The organism is Streptomyces sp. NPDC023573 (assembly GCF_055559735.1).
Map to the genome: position 1 here is coordinate 302249 of NZ_JBVHKB010000001.1, position 18923 is coordinate 321171.

General features: G+C 70.4%; 13 protein-coding genes. 6 read left to right on the top strand and 7 right to left on the bottom strand.

The window, feature by feature from the left end:
• Positions 1-67: 67 nt before the first annotated feature.
• Positions 68-3604 carry a DNA polymerase III subunit alpha gene (dnaE, locus tag ACZ32T_RS01405; protein ID WP_467267199.1) on the bottom strand — a complete coding sequence of 1179 codons (3537 nt, stop codon included), beginning with the start codon at positions 3602-3604 and terminating at the stop codon, positions 68-70.
• A 179-nt stretch (positions 3605-3783) separates the two neighbouring features.
• On the opposite strand from dnaE, the gene ACZ32T_RS01410 reads away from it, so the two are divergent.
• From ACZ32T_RS01410 to ACZ32T_RS01425, 4 genes are all read left to right on the top strand, one after another.
• Entirely contained in the window at positions 3784-5109 is a 1326-nt protein-coding gene (locus ACZ32T_RS01410) for a DUF2252 domain-containing protein (protein ID WP_467364800.1), read from the top strand.
• Positions 5110-5165: 56 nt separating this feature from the next.
• Positions 5166-5891 carry a hypothetical protein gene (locus ACZ32T_RS01415; protein WP_467267594.1) on the top strand — a complete coding sequence of 242 codons (726 nt, stop codon included), beginning with the start codon at positions 5166-5168 and terminating at the stop codon, positions 5889-5891.
• A 48-nt stretch (positions 5892-5939) separates the two neighbouring features.
• Positions 5940-6755, top strand: coding sequence for a thioredoxin domain-containing protein (locus ACZ32T_RS01420; protein WP_467267196.1), 816 nt, complete (start codon positions 5940-5942; stop codon positions 6753-6755).
• A gap of 123 nt (positions 6756-6878) precedes the next feature.
• Entirely contained in the window at positions 6879-8546 is a 1668-nt protein-coding gene (locus ACZ32T_RS01425) for an alkaline phosphatase D family protein (RefSeq protein WP_467267194.1), read from the top strand.
• Positions 8547-8595: 49 nt separating this feature from the next.
• Here the strand turns inward: ACZ32T_RS01425 and ACZ32T_RS01430 are convergent, their stop codons facing one another.
• Positions 8596-9174 carry a dienelactone hydrolase family protein gene (locus ACZ32T_RS01430; RefSeq protein WP_356716614.1) on the bottom strand — a complete coding sequence of 193 codons (579 nt, stop codon included), beginning with the start codon at positions 9172-9174 and terminating at the stop codon, positions 8596-8598.
• A gap of 37 nt (positions 9175-9211) precedes the next feature.
• Between ACZ32T_RS01430 and ACZ32T_RS01435 the strand changes: the two genes are divergently transcribed.
• Positions 9212-10354, top strand: a complete 1143-nt coding sequence (locus ACZ32T_RS01435) for a mechanosensitive ion channel family protein (protein WP_467273976.1) — start codon at positions 9212-9214, stop codon at positions 10352-10354.
• A gap of 24 nt (positions 10355-10378) precedes the next feature.
• Here ACZ32T_RS01435 and ACZ32T_RS01440 read toward each other — a convergent pair whose 3' ends face one another.
• From ACZ32T_RS01440 to ACZ32T_RS01460, 5 genes are all read right to left on the bottom strand, one after another.
• Positions 10379-11965 (bottom strand): Na+/H+ antiporter, encoded by a 1587-nt coding sequence (locus tag ACZ32T_RS01440; protein ID WP_467273978.1) that lies wholly within the window; start codon positions 11963-11965, stop codon positions 10379-10381.
• Between the two features lie 114 nt (positions 11966-12079).
• On the bottom strand, positions 12080-12556 hold the full coding sequence (locus ACZ32T_RS01445; RefSeq protein WP_467273980.1) for a GNAT family N-acetyltransferase: 477 nt from the start codon (positions 12554-12556) through the stop codon (positions 12080-12082).
• A complete protein-coding gene (locus tag ACZ32T_RS01450) occupies positions 12553-13494 on the bottom strand; it encodes an RluA family pseudouridine synthase (protein WP_104789821.1) in 942 nt (313 codons plus the stop codon). Before ACZ32T_RS01450 ends, ACZ32T_RS01445 begins: the two co-directional genes overlap by 4 nt.
• A gap of 23 nt (positions 13495-13517) precedes the next feature.
• Complete coding sequence (lspA, locus tag ACZ32T_RS01455; protein ID WP_467273982.1) at positions 13518-14132, bottom strand: signal peptidase II; 615 nt, start codon at positions 14130-14132, stop codon at positions 13518-13520.
• 178 nt (positions 14133-14310) lie between these two features.
• The gene (locus ACZ32T_RS01460; protein WP_467273984.1) at positions 14311-15045 is read right to left on the bottom strand and encodes a TraR/DksA family transcriptional regulator; all 735 of its coding nucleotides are present in this window, start codon (positions 15043-15045) and stop codon (positions 14311-14313) included.
• A 578-nt stretch (positions 15046-15623) separates the two neighbouring features.
• Between ACZ32T_RS01460 and ileS the strand changes: the two genes are divergently transcribed.
• Positions 15624-18773: an isoleucine--tRNA ligase gene (gene ileS / locus ACZ32T_RS01465; protein ID WP_467273986.1), complete on the top strand. Its 3150-nt coding sequence runs from the start codon at positions 15624-15626 to the stop codon at positions 18771-18773.
• Positions 18774-18923: the final 150 nt, after the last annotated feature.

The window sequence follows — 18923 nt, forward strand, 5'->3', positions numbered from 1 at the left end:
GCCGACAGGCCGAGAGGGGCGCCCCGCCAGTGGCGGGGCGCCCCTCTCACGGGTGCGGGGCGGGCCGTCAGCCGGCCAGGCAGGACGGGCCGAGCAGCACCTTGAGGTCGCCGAAGAGGGCGGGGTCCGGCTTGACGCGGTGCCGGTCGAGCCGGAGCACGGTGGTCTTGCGGGGGCCCTGGAGCCTGATGCGCACCTCGGTGTCGCCGCGGTGGTTGCTGAGGACCTCACCGAGCCGGCTGACCATGGGCGGGGTGACCCTGACCGTGGGGATCGTCAGGATGACGGGGGCGTTGGACCCGGCGTTGGAGATGTCGGGGACCTGCATCTCCATGGCGACGAGGCGCGGCACGTCCTCGCGCTTGTCGAGGCGTCCCTTGACGAAGACGACGGTGTCCTCGACGAGCTGGGTGGAGACCAGCTGGTAGGTCGCGGGGAAGAACATGCATTCGATGGAGCCCGCGAGGTCCTCCACGGTCGCGATGGCCCAGGCGTTGCCCTGCTTGGTCATCTTGCGCTGGAGGCCGGAGATGATGCCTCCCACGGTGACGATCGCTCCGTCGGAGTGCTCACCGCCGGTGAGCTGCGAGATCGCCGCGTCCGACTTGTCGGACAGGACGTGCTCCAGACCGAAGAGCGGGTGGTCGGAGACGTACAGTCCGAGCATCTCGCGCTCCTGCGCGAGCAGGTAGGACTTCTCCCACTCGATGTCGGAGAACTCCACGTCGAGTCCGAAGCCGGGTTCGCCGCTGTCCTCCTCGCCGCCGCCGAAGAGGTCGAACTGCCCCTCGGCCTCCTTGCGCTTGACCTGCACCACGTTGTCGATCATCGGCTCGTGGTGGGCGACGAGCCCCTTGCGGGTGTGCCCCATCTCGTCGAAGGCGCCGGCCTTGATCAGCGATTCGACGGTGCGCTTGTTGCAGACGACCGCTTCGACCTTGTCGAGGAAGTCGGGGAACGTGGAGTACTTTCCCTTCGCCTTACGGCACCTGATGATCGAGTCGACCACGTTCTGCCCGACGTTGCGGATGGCGGTCAGCCCGAAGAGGATCACGTCGTCACCCTGGGCGGCGAAGTTCGACTCGGACTCGTTGACGTTCGGCGGGAGCACCTTGATGCCCATGCGGCGGCACTCGTTGAGGTAGACCGCGGACTTGTCCTTGTCGTCCTTGACGGAGGTCAGCAGGGCCGCCATGTACTCGGCGGGGTAGTTCGCCTTGAGGTAGGCGGTCCAGTAGGTGACCAGCCCGTACGCGGAGGAGTGCGCCTTGTTGAACGCGTATCCGGCGAAGGGCACCAGGACGTCCCACAGGGCCTTGATCGCCGCGTCGGAGAAGCCGTTCTTCTTGGCGCCCGCCTCGAAGAGGACGAAGTTCTTCGCGAGCTCGTCGGCCTTCTTCTTGCCCATCACGCGGCGCAGGATGTCGGCCTCGCCGAGCGAGTACCCGGCGACGATCTGGGCGGCCTTCTGCACCTGCTCCTGGTAGACGATCAGGCCGTAGGTGAGGCCGAGGACCTCCTTGAGCGGCTCCTCCAGCTCCGGGTGGATCGGGGTGATCTCCTGGCGGCCGTTCTTGCGCTCCGCGTAGTTCGTGTGCGAGTTCATTCCCATCGGGCCCGGCCGGTAGAGGGCCGAGACGGCGGAGATGTCCTCGAAGTTGTCGGGCTGCATCTGGCGCAGCAGCGACCGCATGGGGCCGCCGTCGAACTGGAAAACCCCGAGCGTGTCACCGCGGCAGAGCAGCTCGTACGTCTTGGGGTCGTCCAGGGGCAGGGAGAGCATCTCCAGGTCGACGCCCTTGTTGGCCTTCACCATCTTGATGGCGTCGTCCATGATCGTCAGGTTGCGCAGGCCGAGGAAGTCCATCTTCAGCAGGCCGAGCGACTCGCACTGGGGGTAGTCCCACTGCGTGATGGTGACGCCGTCGGTGTGCCGCACCCAGACCGGGGCGTGGTCGACGATGGGCTCGCTGGACATGATCACGCCTGCGGCGTGCACGCCCATCTGCCGGACGAGGCCCTCGACGCCCTTGGCGGTGTCGATGACCTTCTGGACGTCCGGCTCGTTCTCGTACATCCCCCGGATCTCGCCCGCCTCGCTGTAGCGCGGGTGCTTGGGGTCGGTGATGCCGCTGAGGTCGATGCCCTTGCCGAGGACGTCGGCGGGCATGGCCTTGGTGAGGCGGTCGCCCATCGCGTAGGGGTAGCCGAGGACGCGGGCGGAGTCCTTGATCGCGTTCTTGGCCTTGATCTTGCCGTAGGTGCCGATCATGGCGACCTTGTCGGCGCCGTACTTCTCGGTGACGTACCTGATCACCTCGACGCGCCTGCGCTCGTCGAAGTCGATGTCGACGTCGGGCATGGAGACGCGCTCGGGGTTGAGGAAGCGCTCGAAGATCAGCCCGTGGGTGATCGGGTCGAGGTCGGTGATGCCCATGGCGTACGCGACGATCGAGCCGGCGGCGGAACCACGGCCGGGGCCGACCGCGATGCCGTTGTTCTTGGCCCACATGATGAAGTCGGCGACGACGAGGAAGTACCCCGGGAACCCCATCTGGATGATGATGTCCATCTCGTACTCGGCCTGCTTCTGCCGGTCCTCGGGGACACCGCCGGGGTAGCGGCGCTCCATGCCGACCCGGACCTCCTCCTGGAACCAGGTGACCTCGGTGAAGCCCTCAGGGATGTCGAACTTCGGCATCAGGTCGCGCTTCTCGAACATGCCGGTGGTGTCGATCTGCTGCGCGACCAGGAGGGTGTTGGCGCAGCCCTCCTGCCAGGCGTCCGAGGAGTCGACGGCGTACATCTCGTCCGTCGTCTTCAGGTAGTAACCCGTGCCGTCGAAACGGAAGCGGTCCGGGTCGGAGAGGTTCTTGCCGGTCTGGATGCAGAGCAGCGCGTCGTGCGCGGTCGCCTCGTGGGCGTAGGTGTAGTGCGAGTCGTTCGTCACGAGCGGCGGGATGCCGAGCTTCTTGCCGACCCGCAGCAGGTCGTCGCGGACCCGGCGCTCGATGTCGATGCCGTGGTCCATCAGCTCCAGGAAGTACCGGTCCTTGCCGAAGATGTCCTGGTACTCGGAGGCCGCCTTGACCGCCTCGTCGAACTGGCCGAGGCGCAGACGGGTCTGCAGCTCACCCGAGGGGCACCCGGTGGAGGCGATCAGGCCCTCGGACCACTGGGAGATGGTCTCCTTGTCCATGCGCGGCCACTTCTGCAGCCAGCCCTCGGCGTACGCGTCCGAGGAGAGCTTGAAGAGGTTGTGCAGTCCGGTGCTGTTCGCCGCCCAGATCGTCTTGTGGGTGTAACCACCGGAACCCGAGACGTCGTCCCGCTTCTGGTGCGGCTGGCCCCACTGGATCTTGCGCTTGTGCTTGCGCGACTCGGGGGCGACGTACGCCTCGATCCCGATGATCGGCGTCACACCCGCCTTCTTGGCCGAGTGGAAGAAGTCGTAGGCGCCGTGGAGGTTGCCGTGGTCGGTCATCGCGATGTGCGACATGCCCATCGTGTTCGCGGCCTCGAACATGTCCTTGAGCCGCGCGGCACCGTCCAGCAGCGAGTACTGGGTGTGGACGTGCAGGTGCGTGAAGGGCGGCTTGGTCACGGCGCTGTGCCTCCGGAAGAACTCGGGATGACGGCTGGGGAAGAGCCTGGGGGACAGCGTGGAAGTCTACGTCTCCGAGGTGACAAGCGGCGGGCACTCCGGGGTACGGTCGCGCGTTGGAAGACCGGGGACGCCCGTCCCATTTGTCATGAACGCCATGTACCAGGAGGCACCCAGCGATGTCGGACACGCAGACCGGCGCAGAGCGGCGCGGGGAGCAGATTCTCGCAGTTTTCGACACCGCGTTCGGGCAGCTCCTGGCCGCCGACCCCGCAGCCTTCAGGGTCAAGTTCCGCAAGATGGCGGGCTCGGCCTTCGCGTTCTACCGGGGCTCGGCCGGCCTCTTCTACGCCGACCTGGACCGCGAGCAGCACACGGGCGCCTATCTGGACGAGCGCACGAGCAGGGTGTGGATCCACGGCGACCTGCACGCCGAGAACTTCGGCACGTACATGGACGCCAACGGCCGGCTCGTGTTCAACGTCAACGACTTCGACGAGGCCTATGTGGGCCCCTTCACATGGGACCTCAAGCGCTTCGCCGCCTCGGTCGCCCTGATCGGTTACGCCAAGGCTCTGGGCGACGACCAGATCGGTGAGCTGGTCCGGGTCTACGCCGCCGCCTACCGCGAGCGGATCCACGCCCTGGCGACGGGTGCGAAGAACGACGAGGTACCGCCTTTCACCCTGGACACCGCCGACGGCCCGCTGCTGGGCGCGCTGCGCGACGCCCGGGCGCTGACCCGGTTCGGCCTGCTGGACTCGATGACGGAGATCCGGGACTTCGAGCGCCGGTTCAGCGCCGACGGCGGCGCGATCGATCTGGACGCGGCGACGCGCTACAAGGTGCTCGCGGCGTTCGACGGCTATCTGGAGACGCTGCCTGAGTCGAGCCTCACACGCCCCGACTCGTACCGCGTGAAGGACGTCGTCGGCCGCCGGGGCATCGGCATCGGGTCGGCCGGCCTGCCCTCGTACAACATCCTCCTGGAGGGCAACAGCGACGCCCTGGAGAACGATGTGGTGATCTATCTCAAGCAGGCGCAGACCCCGGCCGTGTCCCGGCACATCACGGACGCGGCCGTGCGGGACTACTTCCAGCACGAGGGACACCGCACGGTGATCTCGCAGCGCGCCCTCCAGGCGCACGCCGACCCGTGGCTGGGCTGGACCGAGCTGGACGGCTCCGGGCAGCTGGTCGCCGAGGTCTCGCCGTACGCGGTCGACCTGGACTGGTCCGACATCGACGAGCCGGAGGAGATCGCTGCGGTGGTCGCCGACCTCGGCCGGGCCACGGCGACGATGCACTCGGCGGCGGACGACGAGAGCGGCCACTCGCTGGTGCCGTTCTCCACGGAGCGCGCGATCGACGCGGCCATCGCGGCCGACGAGGAGGGCTTCGCCGAGCTGCTGGTGGACTTCGCGCACAGCTACGGCGCGCGCGCCCGTGCCGACCACCAGATCTTCGTCGACCTCTTCCGCAACGGCCGTATCCCGGGCCTCTAGGGCCTCCGCAGCTCTTTAGGGCTCTCCTACAGGAACGCATGGCAAACTCTCCGGCGATGGACGTATCAGGGACACGGATCAGAGCGGTACGCGCGGCGCTGTTCACCGCGCTCGTCGTCACGCTCTCGTCCGCGTCCCATGTGCTGCTCTCCCGGGTCCCCCTGCCGATGGCCGCCGTGGCCCTGCTGGCCGGGGCCGTCTTCGCCGTGGCGTTCGCGCTGGCGGGCCGGGAGCGGGGCTTCGGGGCGATCGCCGGGCTGCTGGTCCCGCTGGAGCTGGCCGCCGACACGGTGTTCACCACCGGCCAGCACCTCTGTTACGGGGCGGCGGGGGGCCCGATCGCGGGCCCGCTGCGCTCCGTGGGCGTCGACGTGCTCTGCGGCGGCGAGCCGGGGCGCGGCGCCGACGGACTCTCCGGTGTGGCCTCGGTCGGCACGCCGCTGGCCGGGGTGACGGGCGAGGGCGGCCACGCCGCCGCGCTGCTGTCCTCCCCCGGCCCCGCGGTCCCCTGGCTGCTGCTGGCAGCGCACGTGACGGTCGGCCTGCTGGCAGCCGCCTGGCTGCGGCGCGGCGAGTCCGCGCTCGCGGGGCTGCTGTGCGCGGCGGCCGCCGTCGCCTTCCGGCCGCTGCTCACCGCGGTCGGCGTGGTGGGCACGGCAGGGCGCCGCGTGCGGTCCGGCGCCCGGCGTGCCGGGCGCCCGCACCCGCTCGCCCCGGCCCGCTTCCTGGTGCACTCCGTGGGACGGAGGGGCCCGCCGCGTCCGGCTCTCACCCCTGCCTGAGTACGCGGTAAGTCCCCGAGCCACCCCATACCTCCACGGAGCACCCCCATGAGCAAGCGCAACAGCCAGGCCAACAAGAACGCCGCCCGCGAGCGGCTGCGCGCGGAGCGCGAGCGCCAGGCCAAGAAGGACAAGACCCGCAAGCAGATCGTCGTCGGCGTCTCGGTCGTCGCCGTGCTCGCGATCGCCGGCGGTGTCAGCTACGGCGTGATGCAGCTGAACAAGCCCTCCGCCTGGGAGGCCGCGGCGGACGCGAAGAACGTCACCGCCCCCAAGAACACCTCGGGTGACGACGGCACGACCGTCGTGATCGGCGAGTCGAGCGCCAAGAAGACGCTGGAGCTGTACGAGGACTCGCGCTGCCCGATCTGCGCCACGTTCGAGCAGGCGGTCGGCGAGACCGTGACCAAGGACGTCGACGCCGGCAAGTACAAGATCAAGTACGTCGGCGCCACCTTCATCGACAACTCGGACAACGGCGAGGGCTCGAAGAACGCCCTGAGCGCGCTGGGCGCGGCGTTGAACGTGAGCCCTGACGCGTTCATGGAGTACAAGGCCGCGCTGTACTCGGCGAAGTACCACCCGGAGGAGACCTCCGACAAGTTCGCCAAGGACAGCTACCTGATCGAGGTGGCGGACACCGTGGACGCGCTGAAGGGCAACAAGGCCTTCCAGAAGGACGTCGAGGGCGGCACGTACGACGCCTGGGCGATCAAGATGTCCAAGGCGTTCGACAAGAGCGGGGTCCAGGGCACGCCGACGCTCAAGATGGACGGCAAGACGCTCACCGCCGAGGGCAGCGAGAACGCGCCCATGACGGTGGCCGACTTCAACGCCGCTGTCACCAAGGCACTCAAGGGCTGACGGGACAACCCGCGGCCCAACGGTTGCCGCGGGCGTAACTCCTGGCGTCATCCGGCCAACAGGTGGGCGAACTTCCTTTGTTCGCCCACCTGTTCGCTCTACCCGCCAGTAGGGTGATCGTCCGTGACCAGACGACTCCTCTCCGCCGCACCCAGCCGACGCACGGTGGTGAAGGCCGCCGCCGCCACCGCGGTCGCCGGCACCGTGCTCACCGCCACCGGTGCCCAGGCCGCAGACGGCCCCGCCTTCCTGCACGGTGTCGCCTCCGGCGACCCCCTGCCCGACGGCATACTCCTGTGGACCCGCGTCACCCCCTCCCCGGACGCCGTGCCCGGCTCGGGTCTCGGGCCCCCCACGGGGGTGGTCTGGGAGGTGGCCGAGGACCAGGCCTTCTCCCGGGTCGCCGCCCGGGGCACGGCCGTCGCACGGGCCGAGGCCGACCACACCGTCAAGGCCGACGTCAGGGGGCTGCGCCCGGCGACGACGTACTGGTTCCGCTTCATGGCGGCGCCCCCGGGCGGTCCGGAGGGCGGGCACGGTGTCGTCTCCCCCGTCGGCCGCACCCGCACGGCGCCCGCCGCGGGGGCCGCCGTCCCCGGGATCCGCTTCGGGGTGGTCTCCTGCGCCAACTGGGAGGCCGGCTGGTTCTCCCCGTACCGCCATCTCGCGGACCGCGCCGACCTGGACGCCGTGCTGCACCTGGGCGACTACATCTACGAGTACGCGTCGGGCAGTTACCCGACCCAGGACACCGTCGTACGCCCCCACGCCCCGCTGCACGAGATCCTCACCCTCGCCGACTACCGCCTGCGGCACGCCACGTACAAGACCGACGCCGACCTCCAGGCCCTGCACGCCGCCCATCCGGTGATCGCGATCTGGGACGACCACGAGTTCGCCAACGACGCCTGGTCGGGGGGAGCCGAGAACCACACACCGGACACGGAGGGCTCCTGGGCCGCCCGGGTGGCGGCCGCGAAGCAGGCGTACTTCGAGTGGATGCCGGTCCGTGCCTCCACCGAGGGCACCGTCTACCGGCGTCTGAGCTTCGGCGGTCTCGCCGAGCTGCACCTGCTCGACCTGCGCAGCTTCCGCTCCGAACAGGCGTCGATCGGCGACGGCGCGGTCGACGACCCGGGGCGCTCGGTCACGGGGCGGGCCCAGCTGGACTGGCTGAAGGCCGGGCTGGCCGCGTCGAACGCCCGCTGGAAGCTCGTCGGTACCTCGGTGATGATCTCGCCGGTCGCCTTCGGGGCGTTGCCGGCCCATCTCCTCGCGCCGCTCGCGGAGCTGCTGGGGCTGCCCGCCGAGGGGCTGGCGGTCAACGTCGACCAGTGGGACGGCTACACGGCCGACCGCAAGGAGCTGATCTCCCATCTGCGGGACAACGGCATCGGCGACACGGTCTTCCTGACCGGCGACATCCACATGGCGTGGGCCAACGACGTGCCCGTGAGAGCGGCGACATATCCGCTCTCCGCCTCCGCGGCCACCGAGTTCGTGGTGACGTCGGTGACCTCGGACAACCTGGACGACATCCTGAGGGCCGCTCCGCAGACGGTGTCGCTCGTCGCCGCGACCGCGGTGAAGGCGGCCAACCGCCACGTGAAGTGGGTCGACCTGGACTCGCACGGCTACGGCGTCCTCGATGTGACGGCCGAGCGCTCGCAGATGGACTACTACGCGGTCTCCGACAAGACCGCGAAGGACGCGACGTCGTCCTGGGTCCGCTCCTACCGCACGCTCAGCGGCACCCAGCGCATCGAGCGGGTGAACGCGCCGGTGCGCTGACCGGCGAGCGCCCGGGCGGGGCCGCGCGCCGCGCGGCCCCGCCACGTGGCTACAGCGTGGCGAGGAAGCCGAGCGCCACCTTCCAGGTCAGCTCGGCGGCGTCCTGGTCGAAGTCGGGCAGCTCGGGGTCGGTGTAGAGGTGCCCGGCCCCGGGGTAGCGGTAGATCTCGACATCGGCGCCGGTCCGCTGCATCTGGAGGTACCAGCTGTTCAGCCAGTCCGGCGACTCGAACACGTCGGGGTCGGCGACGTGCAGCTGTACGGGCAGTTCCTCCACCGAGGCGTTCTCGGCGATGTCCGACGTGCCGTGGAGCAGCAGCAGGCCGCGGGCCTTGGCGTCGCCGAGCGCGAGGGTCTGCGCGACGGACGCCCCGAACGAGAATCCCGCGTACACGAGGCCCTGGTCGGAGTAGGGCGCCGCGGCCAGGACGGCGCGCTTGAGCAGCTCGTCCTTGCCCACCTGCTCCTTGAAGGCCATTCCTTCCTCGACCGTTTCGAAGGTGTGCCCTTCGAAGAGATCGGGCACGCGCACCTCGTGCCCGGCTGCGCGCAGCCGCTCGGCGGACGCGTGCACGGCCGGCCTCAGACCGTAGGTCGAGTGGAAAAGCATGATGTTCATGCGGTCCATGGTGCCAGGCCTGCCCCGACTCTTGGAGGACGACGGAATGGAGAACATACTGCGGCCGCTGCTCGTGCTGGGCGGGTCGCTGGTGATCACTCTGCTGGTGGGGTGGCTGGTCGACCTGCTGCTGCGCCGTGCCGACGGCCGCCATCACGAGACCCCTCTCTGGGGCCTGCTGCGGCTCTGCCGTCCGCCCATGCAGGTGGTCCTCTGCACGGCGCTGCTGAGGGCCAGCTTCGATCAGCTCCGGGTCGAGGTGGTGCGGGACAACCGGGAGACGATCGGCCAGGTCCTGACCCTGGTGCTGATCGCGGCGTCGGCGTGGCTGGTGATCCGCGTCGCCGCCACGATCGTGCAGTCCTCGTACGCCCGTTACGCGACCTCCACCCGTGATCCCGCCCGTGTCCGCCGGGTCCGGACCCAGGTCACGCTGATCCAGCGTGTGGTCACCGCGGTGGTGGCGACGGTCGCGGTCGCCGCGATGCTGCTCACCTTCCCCGCGATGCAGACCGTCGGCACCTCGATGCTGGCCTCGGCCGGTGTGCTCGGCATCGTCGCCGGTGTCGCGGCCCAGTCGACGCTCGGCAACCTCTTCGCCGGCTTCCAGATCGCCTTCGGTGACATGGTGCGGCTCGGTGACACCGTGGTGGTGGACGGGGAGTGGGGCACGGTGGAGGAGATCACCCTGACCTTCCTCACCGTGCGGACCTGGGACGAACGGCGGTTCACGATGCCCGTGTCCTACTTCACGAGCAATCCGTTCGAGAACTGGTCGCGCGGCGGCGTGCAGATGACCGGCACCGTCTTCTTCCAGCTCGACCACTCGGCCCCGGTCGCGGCGATGCGTGACCGGCTGCGCGACATCCTCGGCGAGTGCGCCGCCTGGGACGGCCGCGACTGGTCCCTGGCCGTCACGGACACCACCCCGACCACGATCGAGGTGCGGGCGGTGGTCACCGCGAAGGACGCGGACGACATCTGGACGGTGCGCTGCGCGGTGCGGGAGCAGATGATCGGCTGGCTCCGGGACCACCACCCGTACGCGCTGCCCCGTGTCGTGACCTCGCCGGCCGCGCTGCCGCCGGGCGACCACTGGCGGGAGCTGACGGGTGCGGACACCGACCTGACATCGTCCAACGGCCACGTCCCCACGCCGGGCAGGACGCCCCGCACCGGACGCGGCTGAGCGGTCCCCGGCCCGGTGGGCCGGTCAGCGCAGGCTGCGTACGTCCAGGTAGCGCAGCACCCGGTCCACCACCTCGGGGTCCGACCCGGGCTCGCTGCGCGCGGCGAGCACCGCGTGACGGGCGGCGGACATCATCTCGCGCTGGACCCGGGCGACCTCCTTGAAGCGCTCGGCGCGCTGCGCGTACGCCTCGCGCCGCTCCTCGTCGACCATGTCGGGGCTGATCCGCGCCCCGATGTCGTACGCGGCTCGCTGCAGCCGCTCCAGGACCTCCTCGGGAAGCCCCTCGGTGTCCTCCACCTCCTTGAGGCGGGTCTTGGCCGCCTTGGCCGCCCGGATCGCGAGGTCGCGCTCCAGTGCCTGTTCGGCCTCGGTGTCCGCCCGGACGCCGAGCTTGCGCACGAGCCACGGCAGGGTCAGGCCCTGGAGGACGAGGGTCACCATGATGACGACGAAGGCGATGAAGACGATCCCGTCCCGGCCGGGGAACGGCTTGCCGTCGTCCGTCTCCAGCGGGATCGCCAGCGCCAGCGCGACGGAGGCGACGCCGCGCATCCCCGCCCACCACATGACGACGGTCTCGCGCACGCCGGTGGGGATCTCCTCGCTGACGTCACGCCGGGTGTGCAGCCGCTTGGCGAGCCAGGCGGCGGGCAGGAGCCACAGGAGCCGGACGCCGATGACGACCGCGGCGACGGCGAGCCCCCAGCCCAGCAGGCGGGGTACGTGCCCGCCCGCGGTGCCGAAGACGTTGTGGAGTTCCAGGCCGATCAGGCCGAAGGCGACGCCGGTGACGAGGGTGTCGACGATCTCCCAGAAGGACCGGCCGGTGAGCCGCCCGAGGACGTCGTCGGCGTCCGCGGTGTGCTCGGCGAGGAAGAGCGCGGTGGTGAGGACGGCGAGCACGCCCGAGCCCATCAGCTCCTCGGCGAGTACGTAGCTGACGAACGGCACGAGGAGGGTCAGGCCGACCTGGAGGGTGGTGTCGCCCAGGTATCCCATGAGTTTGATGGTGAGCCAGGCGAGCACCAGGCCGACCACCACGGCGACGACGGCGGAGAGGATGAGCAGTCCGAACGCGGCCGGCAGCGAGAAGGTGCCGCTGACGGCGGCGGCGATCGCCACGTGGTAAAGGACGATGGCCGTCACGTCGTTGAACAGCCCCTCGCCCTCCAGGATCGACACCAGGCGGCGCGGCAGCCCCACCGATCCGGCCACGGCCGTCGCCGCGACCGGATCGGGCGGGGCGACGAGCGCCCCCAGGGCCACGGCGGCGGCGATCGGCAGACCGGGTACGAGCGCGTTGGCGACGGCCGCGACGGCCGCCGTGGTGACGAAGACGAGGGCGACGGCCAGCAGGAAGATCGGCCGCCGGTTGGCCGCGAACTGCCGCCAGGAGGTGCGCTGCACGGAGGCGTAGAGCAACGGCGGCAGGAGCGCCGGGAGGATGAACTCCGGGGGGATGTCCACGTCGGGCACGAAGCTGGCGAAGGCCATGACGATCCCGGCCAGGGTCATCAGGATCGGTGCCGGGAGACGCAGGCGCTCCCCGAGCGGCACCGTGACCACCGCTCCGATCAGGAGCAGGAGCAGGAGCGCCATCTGGTCCACGTTGTGCCTTCCGCAGCGCGCGCGGGCCTCCGGGCCCGTGTTGATCAGCCGGTCAGACCTCCCAGCCTGTCACGCGTGCCCCGCGGACCTGCGGCACCCCTGCGGGGCGCGCGGTCAGAGTGCGCGGCGCATGGCCCGGTGCGGGATCCCGGCGTCCGGGAACTCGGGGCCGTACGCCGTGTAGCCGAGCCGTTCGTAGAAGCCGAGCGCGTGCGTCTGGGCGTGCAGGTCCACGGCGGTCAGGCCGAGCGCGCGGGCCTGCTCCTCTATGGCACGGACCAGTGCCGCGCCGACGCCCAGCCCACGGGCCTCGCGGGTCACGGCGAGCCTGCCGAGCGAACCCACGGCCGGGTCGCCACCGGTCCTGTCCGCCACGTCCTCGCCGTACAGGAGCCGTCCCGTGCCGAGCGCGGAGCCGTCCGCGGCCACGGCGACGACGTGCACCGCGGAAGCGTCATGGACGTCGTACTCGATCTCCTCGGGGACCTGCTGCTCGCCGACGAAGACGTCCTTGCGGACCTGGAAGCACGCCGCGAGGTCGCTCTCGCCGAGGGCCCTGCGGGTGCTGTACGGGGAGGACCCGGGGTTCATTCGCTCTCCGCGGCGATCGTGTCGAGGGCGTGGCGCAGGTCGTCCGGGTAGCCGCTCTCGAATTCGACCCAGCCGCCGTCGGCCGGGTGCTCGAAGCCGAGCCGGACCGCGTGCAGCCACTGCCGGGTCAGGCCGAGGCGCTTGGCCAGCGTGGGGTCGGCGCCATAGGTCAGGTCGCCGACGCAGGGGTGGCGGTGCGCGGACATGTGCACGCGGATCTGGTGCGTGCGCCCGGTCTCCAGCTTGATGTCGAGCAGGCTGGCCGCACGGTAGGCCTCGATGAGGTCGTAGTGCGTCACGGAGGGCTTGCCCTCGGCGGTGACGGCCCACTTGTAGTCGTGCTGCGGGTGACGGCCGATGGGGGCGTCGATGGTGCCGCTCATCGGGTCGGGGTGGCCCTGCACGAGGGCGTGGTACTTCTTCTCGACGACCCGGTCGCGGAACTGCGCCTTGAGCAGGGTGTACGCCCGCTCGGACTTGGCCACGACCATCAGGCCGGAGGTGCCGACGTCCAGCCGGTGCACGATGCCCTGGCGCTCGGCGGCGCCCGACGTCGAGATGCGGTAGCCGGCCGCGGCGAGGCCGCCGATGACGGTGGTGCCGGTCCAGCCGGGGCTGGGGTGGGCGGCGACGCCGACCGGCTTCATGATGACGACTATGTCGTCGTCGTCATGGACGATCTCCATGCCCTCGACGGGTTCGGCGACGACCTGGACCGGAGCGGGTGCCTGGGGCATCTCCACTTCCAGCCAGGCACCGCCGTGCACCCGCTCGGACTTCCCGGCCACCGCGCCGTCCACCTGGACCTTCCCGGCAGCGGCCAGCTCGGCGGCCTTGGTGCGGGAGAAACCGAACATCCGGGAGATGGCGGCGTCGACACGCTCGCCCTCCAGGCCGTCGGGTACGGGCAGGGTGCGGACCTCGGGATACGTACTCACCAGTCGAGTATGCCTTGCGCCCGCTAGTCCTTGTGCACGGTGCCGTCGGGGTCCAGGCCCTTGAAGGAAAGGATCACGATGAGGATTCCGCCGCAGACGATCGCCGAGTCGGCGAGGTTGAAGACGGCGAAGTGCGCGGGGGCGATGAAGTCGACCACCGCACCCTTGAAGACCCCGGGCGCGCGGAAGATGCGGTCGGTGAGGTTGCCGAGCGCTCCGCCGAGCAGCAGCCCCAGGGCGATGGCCCAGGGCAGGCTGTAGAGCTTGCGGGCGAGCCGGACGATCACGACGATCACGACGGCCGCGATGGCGGTGAAGATCACGGTGAACGCCTCGCCGATCCCGAAGGCGGCGCCCGCGTTGCGGATCGCGTCGAACTTCAGCCAGTCGCCGAAGATCTCGATCGGCTCCTCGTGCTCCAGCTTCGCGACCACGATCATCTTGCTGATCAGGTCCAGAAGGTAGGCGAGGACCGCCACACCGAGGAGTACCAGGATCTTCTTGTTGCCCCGGCCGCTGCCGGGCTCGTCGCTCCCGGCCTGGGTCGAGCCCCCGGCGGGCTGCTGGGGCTCAGCCCCGTCGGCCCCCTCGGCATCAGGGATGTCCGGCGTACCGATGATGCGCTCCGCCTCTGTCACGTGAGTCCCTCAACCTAGGTGCCTGACTGAGGACGAGGGTACGACACACCCGGGGGATCAGGGGCGTCAGGACCCGGACCGGCCTCCCGGCCTCCTCTGCCCTGGGGCCACCGTGCGGCTTCGACGGCCGCCGGGGCCCTTCCGTCCGGATCGGACCCGATCCGGACGGAAGGCGGTCCTAGCCGCGCCGCTCCTGCTTCTGCTTGTCCTCGACGCAGAGCGTGGCCCGGGGGAAGGCCTGCATCCGCGCCTTGCCGATCGGCTTGCCACAGACCTCGCAGAGCCCGTAGGTGCCCGCGTCGAGCCTGGCGAGCGCCCGCTCGGTCTGGTCCAGGGTCTCCTGGGCGTGGGCCGCCAGGGAGAGCTCGTGCTCCCTGGTGATGTTCTTCGTGCCGGTGTCCGCGTCGTCGTCCCCCGCACCGTCCCCCGAGTCGCGCATCAGGCCGGCGAGCGCCGCGCCCGACACCTCCAGCTCGGTGCGCAGCCGCAGGACCTCACCGGCCAGCTCGGTCCGCGCCGCGTCGACCTCCTCCGCGGTCCAGGGGTCCTCCCCCGGCCTGACCGCCAGGTCCCCGGGCGCCGTCGCGGCGGCCCTGGCCGGGGGGACCGCGGTCGCGGTGCCCTCTCCCGCAGCCGCGGCCCGGGCCGCGCTCTTCTTGGCTACCACCGTGTGGACTCCTGTCTGCTCGGCGGCCTGGGCCGCCCCCGTGGCCTTCTTCTTCGACGCCTTCTTGGCTGCGCTCTTCTTCGCCGTGCTCTTCCTCCCCGGCTCGTGGTGCGCCGGGTCCTGACCGGTCTGTTCCGGTTCCGGCGGATGTGCCGCCGTCTTCCTCCCTGCGGCCTTCTCCTCGGCAGCCGCAGCCGTGGATCTCCCGGACGCCGATCTCGATGCGGCGGTCTTCTTCGCCACCATGGCCGCGGCCCCTTCACATATTGTGATCTTGCACGCGAATCGTGCTGGGACGATAAGTCGACCGCAGCTCCGCGGCAACGGGGCACGCCGCCGGTTCGCCCCCTCCCGCTGCCGGTCGGTGGCGCGCCTGCAACCGTTGTGCCCAGCTCCCCGCCGGGTAATCCGCCTCCGCGGGCTCTCCGGAGACTCCGCCGGCCCCGACTGGCCATTCGGGTGCAAGCGCCTTCCACGTCGCCGTACGGCGAAAACCGGTCGGCCGTCGCCCGCGGGGGCCCGTACACTGGCCGCAGCGAGAGGCATGGATGGGACGAGTAGCGTCGTACGCAGCCAGGAGCGACCCGGGGACGGTGGGAGCCCGGGGGCGAGCGCGCCGTGAAGATCAGCCCGGAGCCGTCGGAAGAAAGCTTTGGACCATGGGGGCCCGCCCCCGGGCACAAGGCGACTAGACCCGGCATCGCGACCCCAATGAGGGGGCCACGGGCGCACGCCCGGGGCCAAGGAGGGTGGTACCGCGGGAGCCGGCCAGGCTCTCGTCCCTCCGACGGAAGTGGAAGACGTCCGCCGGAGGAAGCCCGCACATGACATCGCCGCAGTACCGCCAGGTACCCGCCCAGGTCGACCTGCCCGCCCTCGAGCACGCCGTGCTCGACTTCTGGCGCGACAGCAAGGTCTTCGACAAGAGCCTCGAACAGTCCGAGGGCCGCCCCGAGTGGGTCTTCTACGAGGGCCCCCCGACGGCCAACGGCATGCCCGGGGCCCACCACATCGAGGCCCGCGTCTTCAAGGACGTCTTCCCGCGCTTCCGCACCATGCAGGGCTACCACGTCGGGCGTAAGGCCGGCTGGGACTGTCACGGCCTGCCGGTCGAGCTCGCGGTGGAGAAGGAGCTGGGCTTCAACGGCAAGAAGGACATCGAGGCGTACGGCATCGCCGAGTTCAACGCGAAGTGCCGTGAGTCCGTGACCCGCCACACCGACGCGTTCAGCGAGCTGACGACCCGCATGGGTTACTGGGTCGACCTGGACGACGCCTACCGCACGATGGACCCCGAGTACGTCGACTCCGTGTGGTGGTCGCTGAAGGAGATCTTCAACAAGGACCTGCTGGTCCAGGACCACCGCGTCGCCCCCTGGTGCCCGCGCTGCGGCACCGGCCTCTCGGACCACGAGCTCGCGCAGGGGTACGAGACGGTCGTCGACCCCTCGGTCTTCGTGCGCTTCCCGCTCACGTCCGGTCCGCTGGCCGGCGAGGCCGCGCTGCTGGTGTGGACGACGACCCCCTGGACCCTCGTCTCCAACACGGCCGTCGCCGCGCACCCCGACGTCGACTACGTGGTCGCGACGGACGGCGCGGAGAAGCTGGTCGTGGCCCGGCCGCTGGTCGAGAAGGCGCTCGGCGAGGGCTGGGAGCTCACCGGCGAGACCTTCACCGGCCGCGAGATGGAGCGCTGGACGTACGAACGCCCGTTCCAGCTCGTCGAGTTCCCGAGCGAGGCGCACTACGTCGTCAACGCCGAGTACGTCACGACCGAGGACGGCACGGGTCTGGTCCACCAGTCCCCCGCCTTCGGCGCCGACGACCTCCTCGTCTGCCGCTCGTACGGTCTGCCGGTCGTCAACCCGGTCCGTCCCGACGGGACCTTCGAGGAGGACCTCCCGCTGGTCGGCGGCGTCTTCTTCAAGAAGGCCGACGAGGCCCTCACCGAGGACCTGGCCGCGCGCGGGAAGCTCTTCCGCCACGTCCCGTACGAGCACAGCTACCCGCACTGCTGGCGCTGTCACACGGCCCTGCTGTACTACGCGCAGCCGTCCTGGTACATCCGCACGACGGCGGTCAAGGACCGGCTCCTCCAGGAGAACGCGAAGACCAACTGGTTCCCGGACTCGGTCAAGAACGGCCGCTTCGGCGACTGGCTGACCAACAACGTCGACTGGGCGCTGTCGCGCAACCGCTACTGGGGCACACCGCTGCCGATCTGGCGCTGCGAGGACGGCCACCTGACCTGCGTGGGCTCCCGCGCCGAGCTGTCGGAGCTCACCGGCGCCGACCAGTCGGGGCTCGACCCGCACCGGCCGTTCGTCGACGAGATCACGTTCACCTGCTCGCACGAGAACTGCCAGCTGGAGGCGTACCGCGTCCCGGAGGTCATCGACGCCTGGTACGACTCGGGTTCGATGCCGTTCGCGCAGTGGGGCTATCCGTACAAGAACAAGGAGGTCTTCGAGTCCCGCTATCCGGCGCAGTTCATCTCGGAGGCCATCGACCAGACCCGCGGCTGGTTCTACACGCTGATGGCGGTCGGCACGCTCGTCTTCGACAAGTCGAGTTACGAGAACGTGGTCTGCCTGGGCCACATCCTCGCCGAGGACGGCCGGAAGATGTCCAAGCACCTGGGCAACACCCTCGACCCGATCCCGCTGATGGACCAGCACGGCGCCGACGCGGTCCGCTGGTTCATGGCGGCGGGCGGCTCCCCCTGGGCCGCACGCCGGGTGGGCCACGGCACGATCCAGGAGGTCGTCCGCAAGACGCTCCTCACGTACTGGAACACGGTGGCCTTCCAGGCCCTGTACGCCCGTACGTCGAACTGGGCGCCGTCGGCGGCCGACCCGGCCCCCGCCGACCGCACGGTCCTGGACCGCTGGCTGCTGAGCGAGCTCGGCGCCCTGGTGGACGGGGTCACCAAGGCTCTGGAGGGTTACGACACCCAGCGCGCCGGCAAGCTGCTCTCGGCGTTCGTCGACGACCTGTCCAACTGGTACGTCCGCCGCTCGCGCCGCCGCTTCTGGCAGGGCGACAAGGCGGCGCTGCGCACGCTGCACGAGGTCGTGGAGACGATCACCCGGCTCCTGGCCCCGCTGACGCCGTTCATCACGGAGCGGGTCTGGCAGGACCTGATCGTCCCCGTCACCCCGGACGCCCCTGAGTCGGTCCACCTGTCCGACTGGCCGAAGGCGGACCCGGCGGCGATCGACCCGGCGCTCTCCTCGCAGATGGCGCTGGTGCGCCGCCTGGTGGAGCTCGGCCGTGCCACGCGTGCCGAGTCGGGGGTCAAGACCCGGCAGCCGCTGTCGCGGGCCCTGGTCGCGGCCTCGGGCTTCGAGTCGCTCACACCGGAGCTGCGCGCCCAGATCACGGAGGAGCTGAACGTCTCCTCCCTGGCCTCGCTGTCGGAGGTCGGCGGCTCGCTGGTCGACACCACGGCGAAGGCCAACTTCCGCGCACTGGGCAAGCGGTTCGGCAAGGGGGTCCAGGCGGTGGCCAAGGCCGTCGCGGACGCCGACGCCGCCGCGCTCAGCCTGGCGCTGCGCGAGGGCACGGCCTCCGTGGAGGTCGACGGCGAGCGGATCACCCTCGCCCCCGACGAGGTCATCATCACGGAGACCCCCCGCGAGGGCTGGTCGGTGGCGTCCGACTCCGGCGCGACGGTCGCCCTGGACCTGGAGATCACCCCGGAACTGCGGGCCGCCGGACTCGCCCGTGACGCGATCCGGCTGATCCAGGAGGCACGCAAGAACAGCGGCCTGGACGTGGCGGACCGGATCGCGGTCCGCTGGACGTCCACATCCCCGGCGACGGCCGAGGCCCTGACGGCCCACGCGACGCTGATCGCCGACGAGGTCCTGGCCCTGGACTACGCGCAGGGCGAGGCGGACGACTCGTACGGCGCCCCGTTCGAGGACGAGGGCCTGTCCCTCACGTTCCGCCTCCGCAGGACCGAGCGGTAACCAGCAGCACGCAGAGGCCCGGCCGGACATGTTCCGGCCGGGCCTCTGCTGTTCCCCCCACCCGCGCCTCGAACGCCGGCGAGGCCGGGCATCGCGGCCCTGGGGATCGAGCCGAGCGGGACAGAATCAAGCGCCTCCGGCGATCGAGGA

Excerpts from the sequence above, each read along its gene's own strand:
- ACZ32T_RS01460 (WP_467273984.1), bottom strand. The coding sequence starts at position 15,045 with ATGGTGGCGAAGAAGACCGCCGCATCGAGATCGGCGTCCGGGAGATCC.
- ACZ32T_RS01415 (WP_467267594.1), top strand. The coding sequence starts at position 5,166 with ATGGACGTATCAGGGACACGGATCAGAGCGGTACGCGCGGCGCTGTTC.
- ACZ32T_RS01435 (WP_467273976.1), top strand. The coding sequence starts at position 9,212 with ATGGAGAACATACTGCGGCCGCTGCTCGTGCTGGGCGGGTCGCTGGTG.
- ACZ32T_RS01445 (WP_467273980.1), bottom strand. The coding sequence starts at position 12,556 with ATGAACCCCGGGTCCTCCCCGTACAGCACCCGCAGGGCCCTCGGCGAG.
- ACZ32T_RS01430 (WP_356716614.1), bottom strand. The coding sequence starts at position 9,174 with ATGGACCGCATGAACATCATGCTTTTCCACTCGACCTACGGTCTGAGG.
- ACZ32T_RS01420 (WP_467267196.1), top strand. The coding sequence starts at position 5,940 with ATGAGCAAGCGCAACAGCCAGGCCAACAAGAACGCCGCCCGCGAGCGG.
- ACZ32T_RS01410 (WP_467364800.1), top strand. The coding sequence starts at position 3,784 with ATGTCGGACACGCAGACCGGCGCAGAGCGGCGCGGGGAGCAGATTCTC.
- ileS (WP_467273986.1), top strand. The coding sequence starts at position 15,624 with ATGACATCGCCGCAGTACCGCCAGGTACCCGCCCAGGTCGACCTGCCC.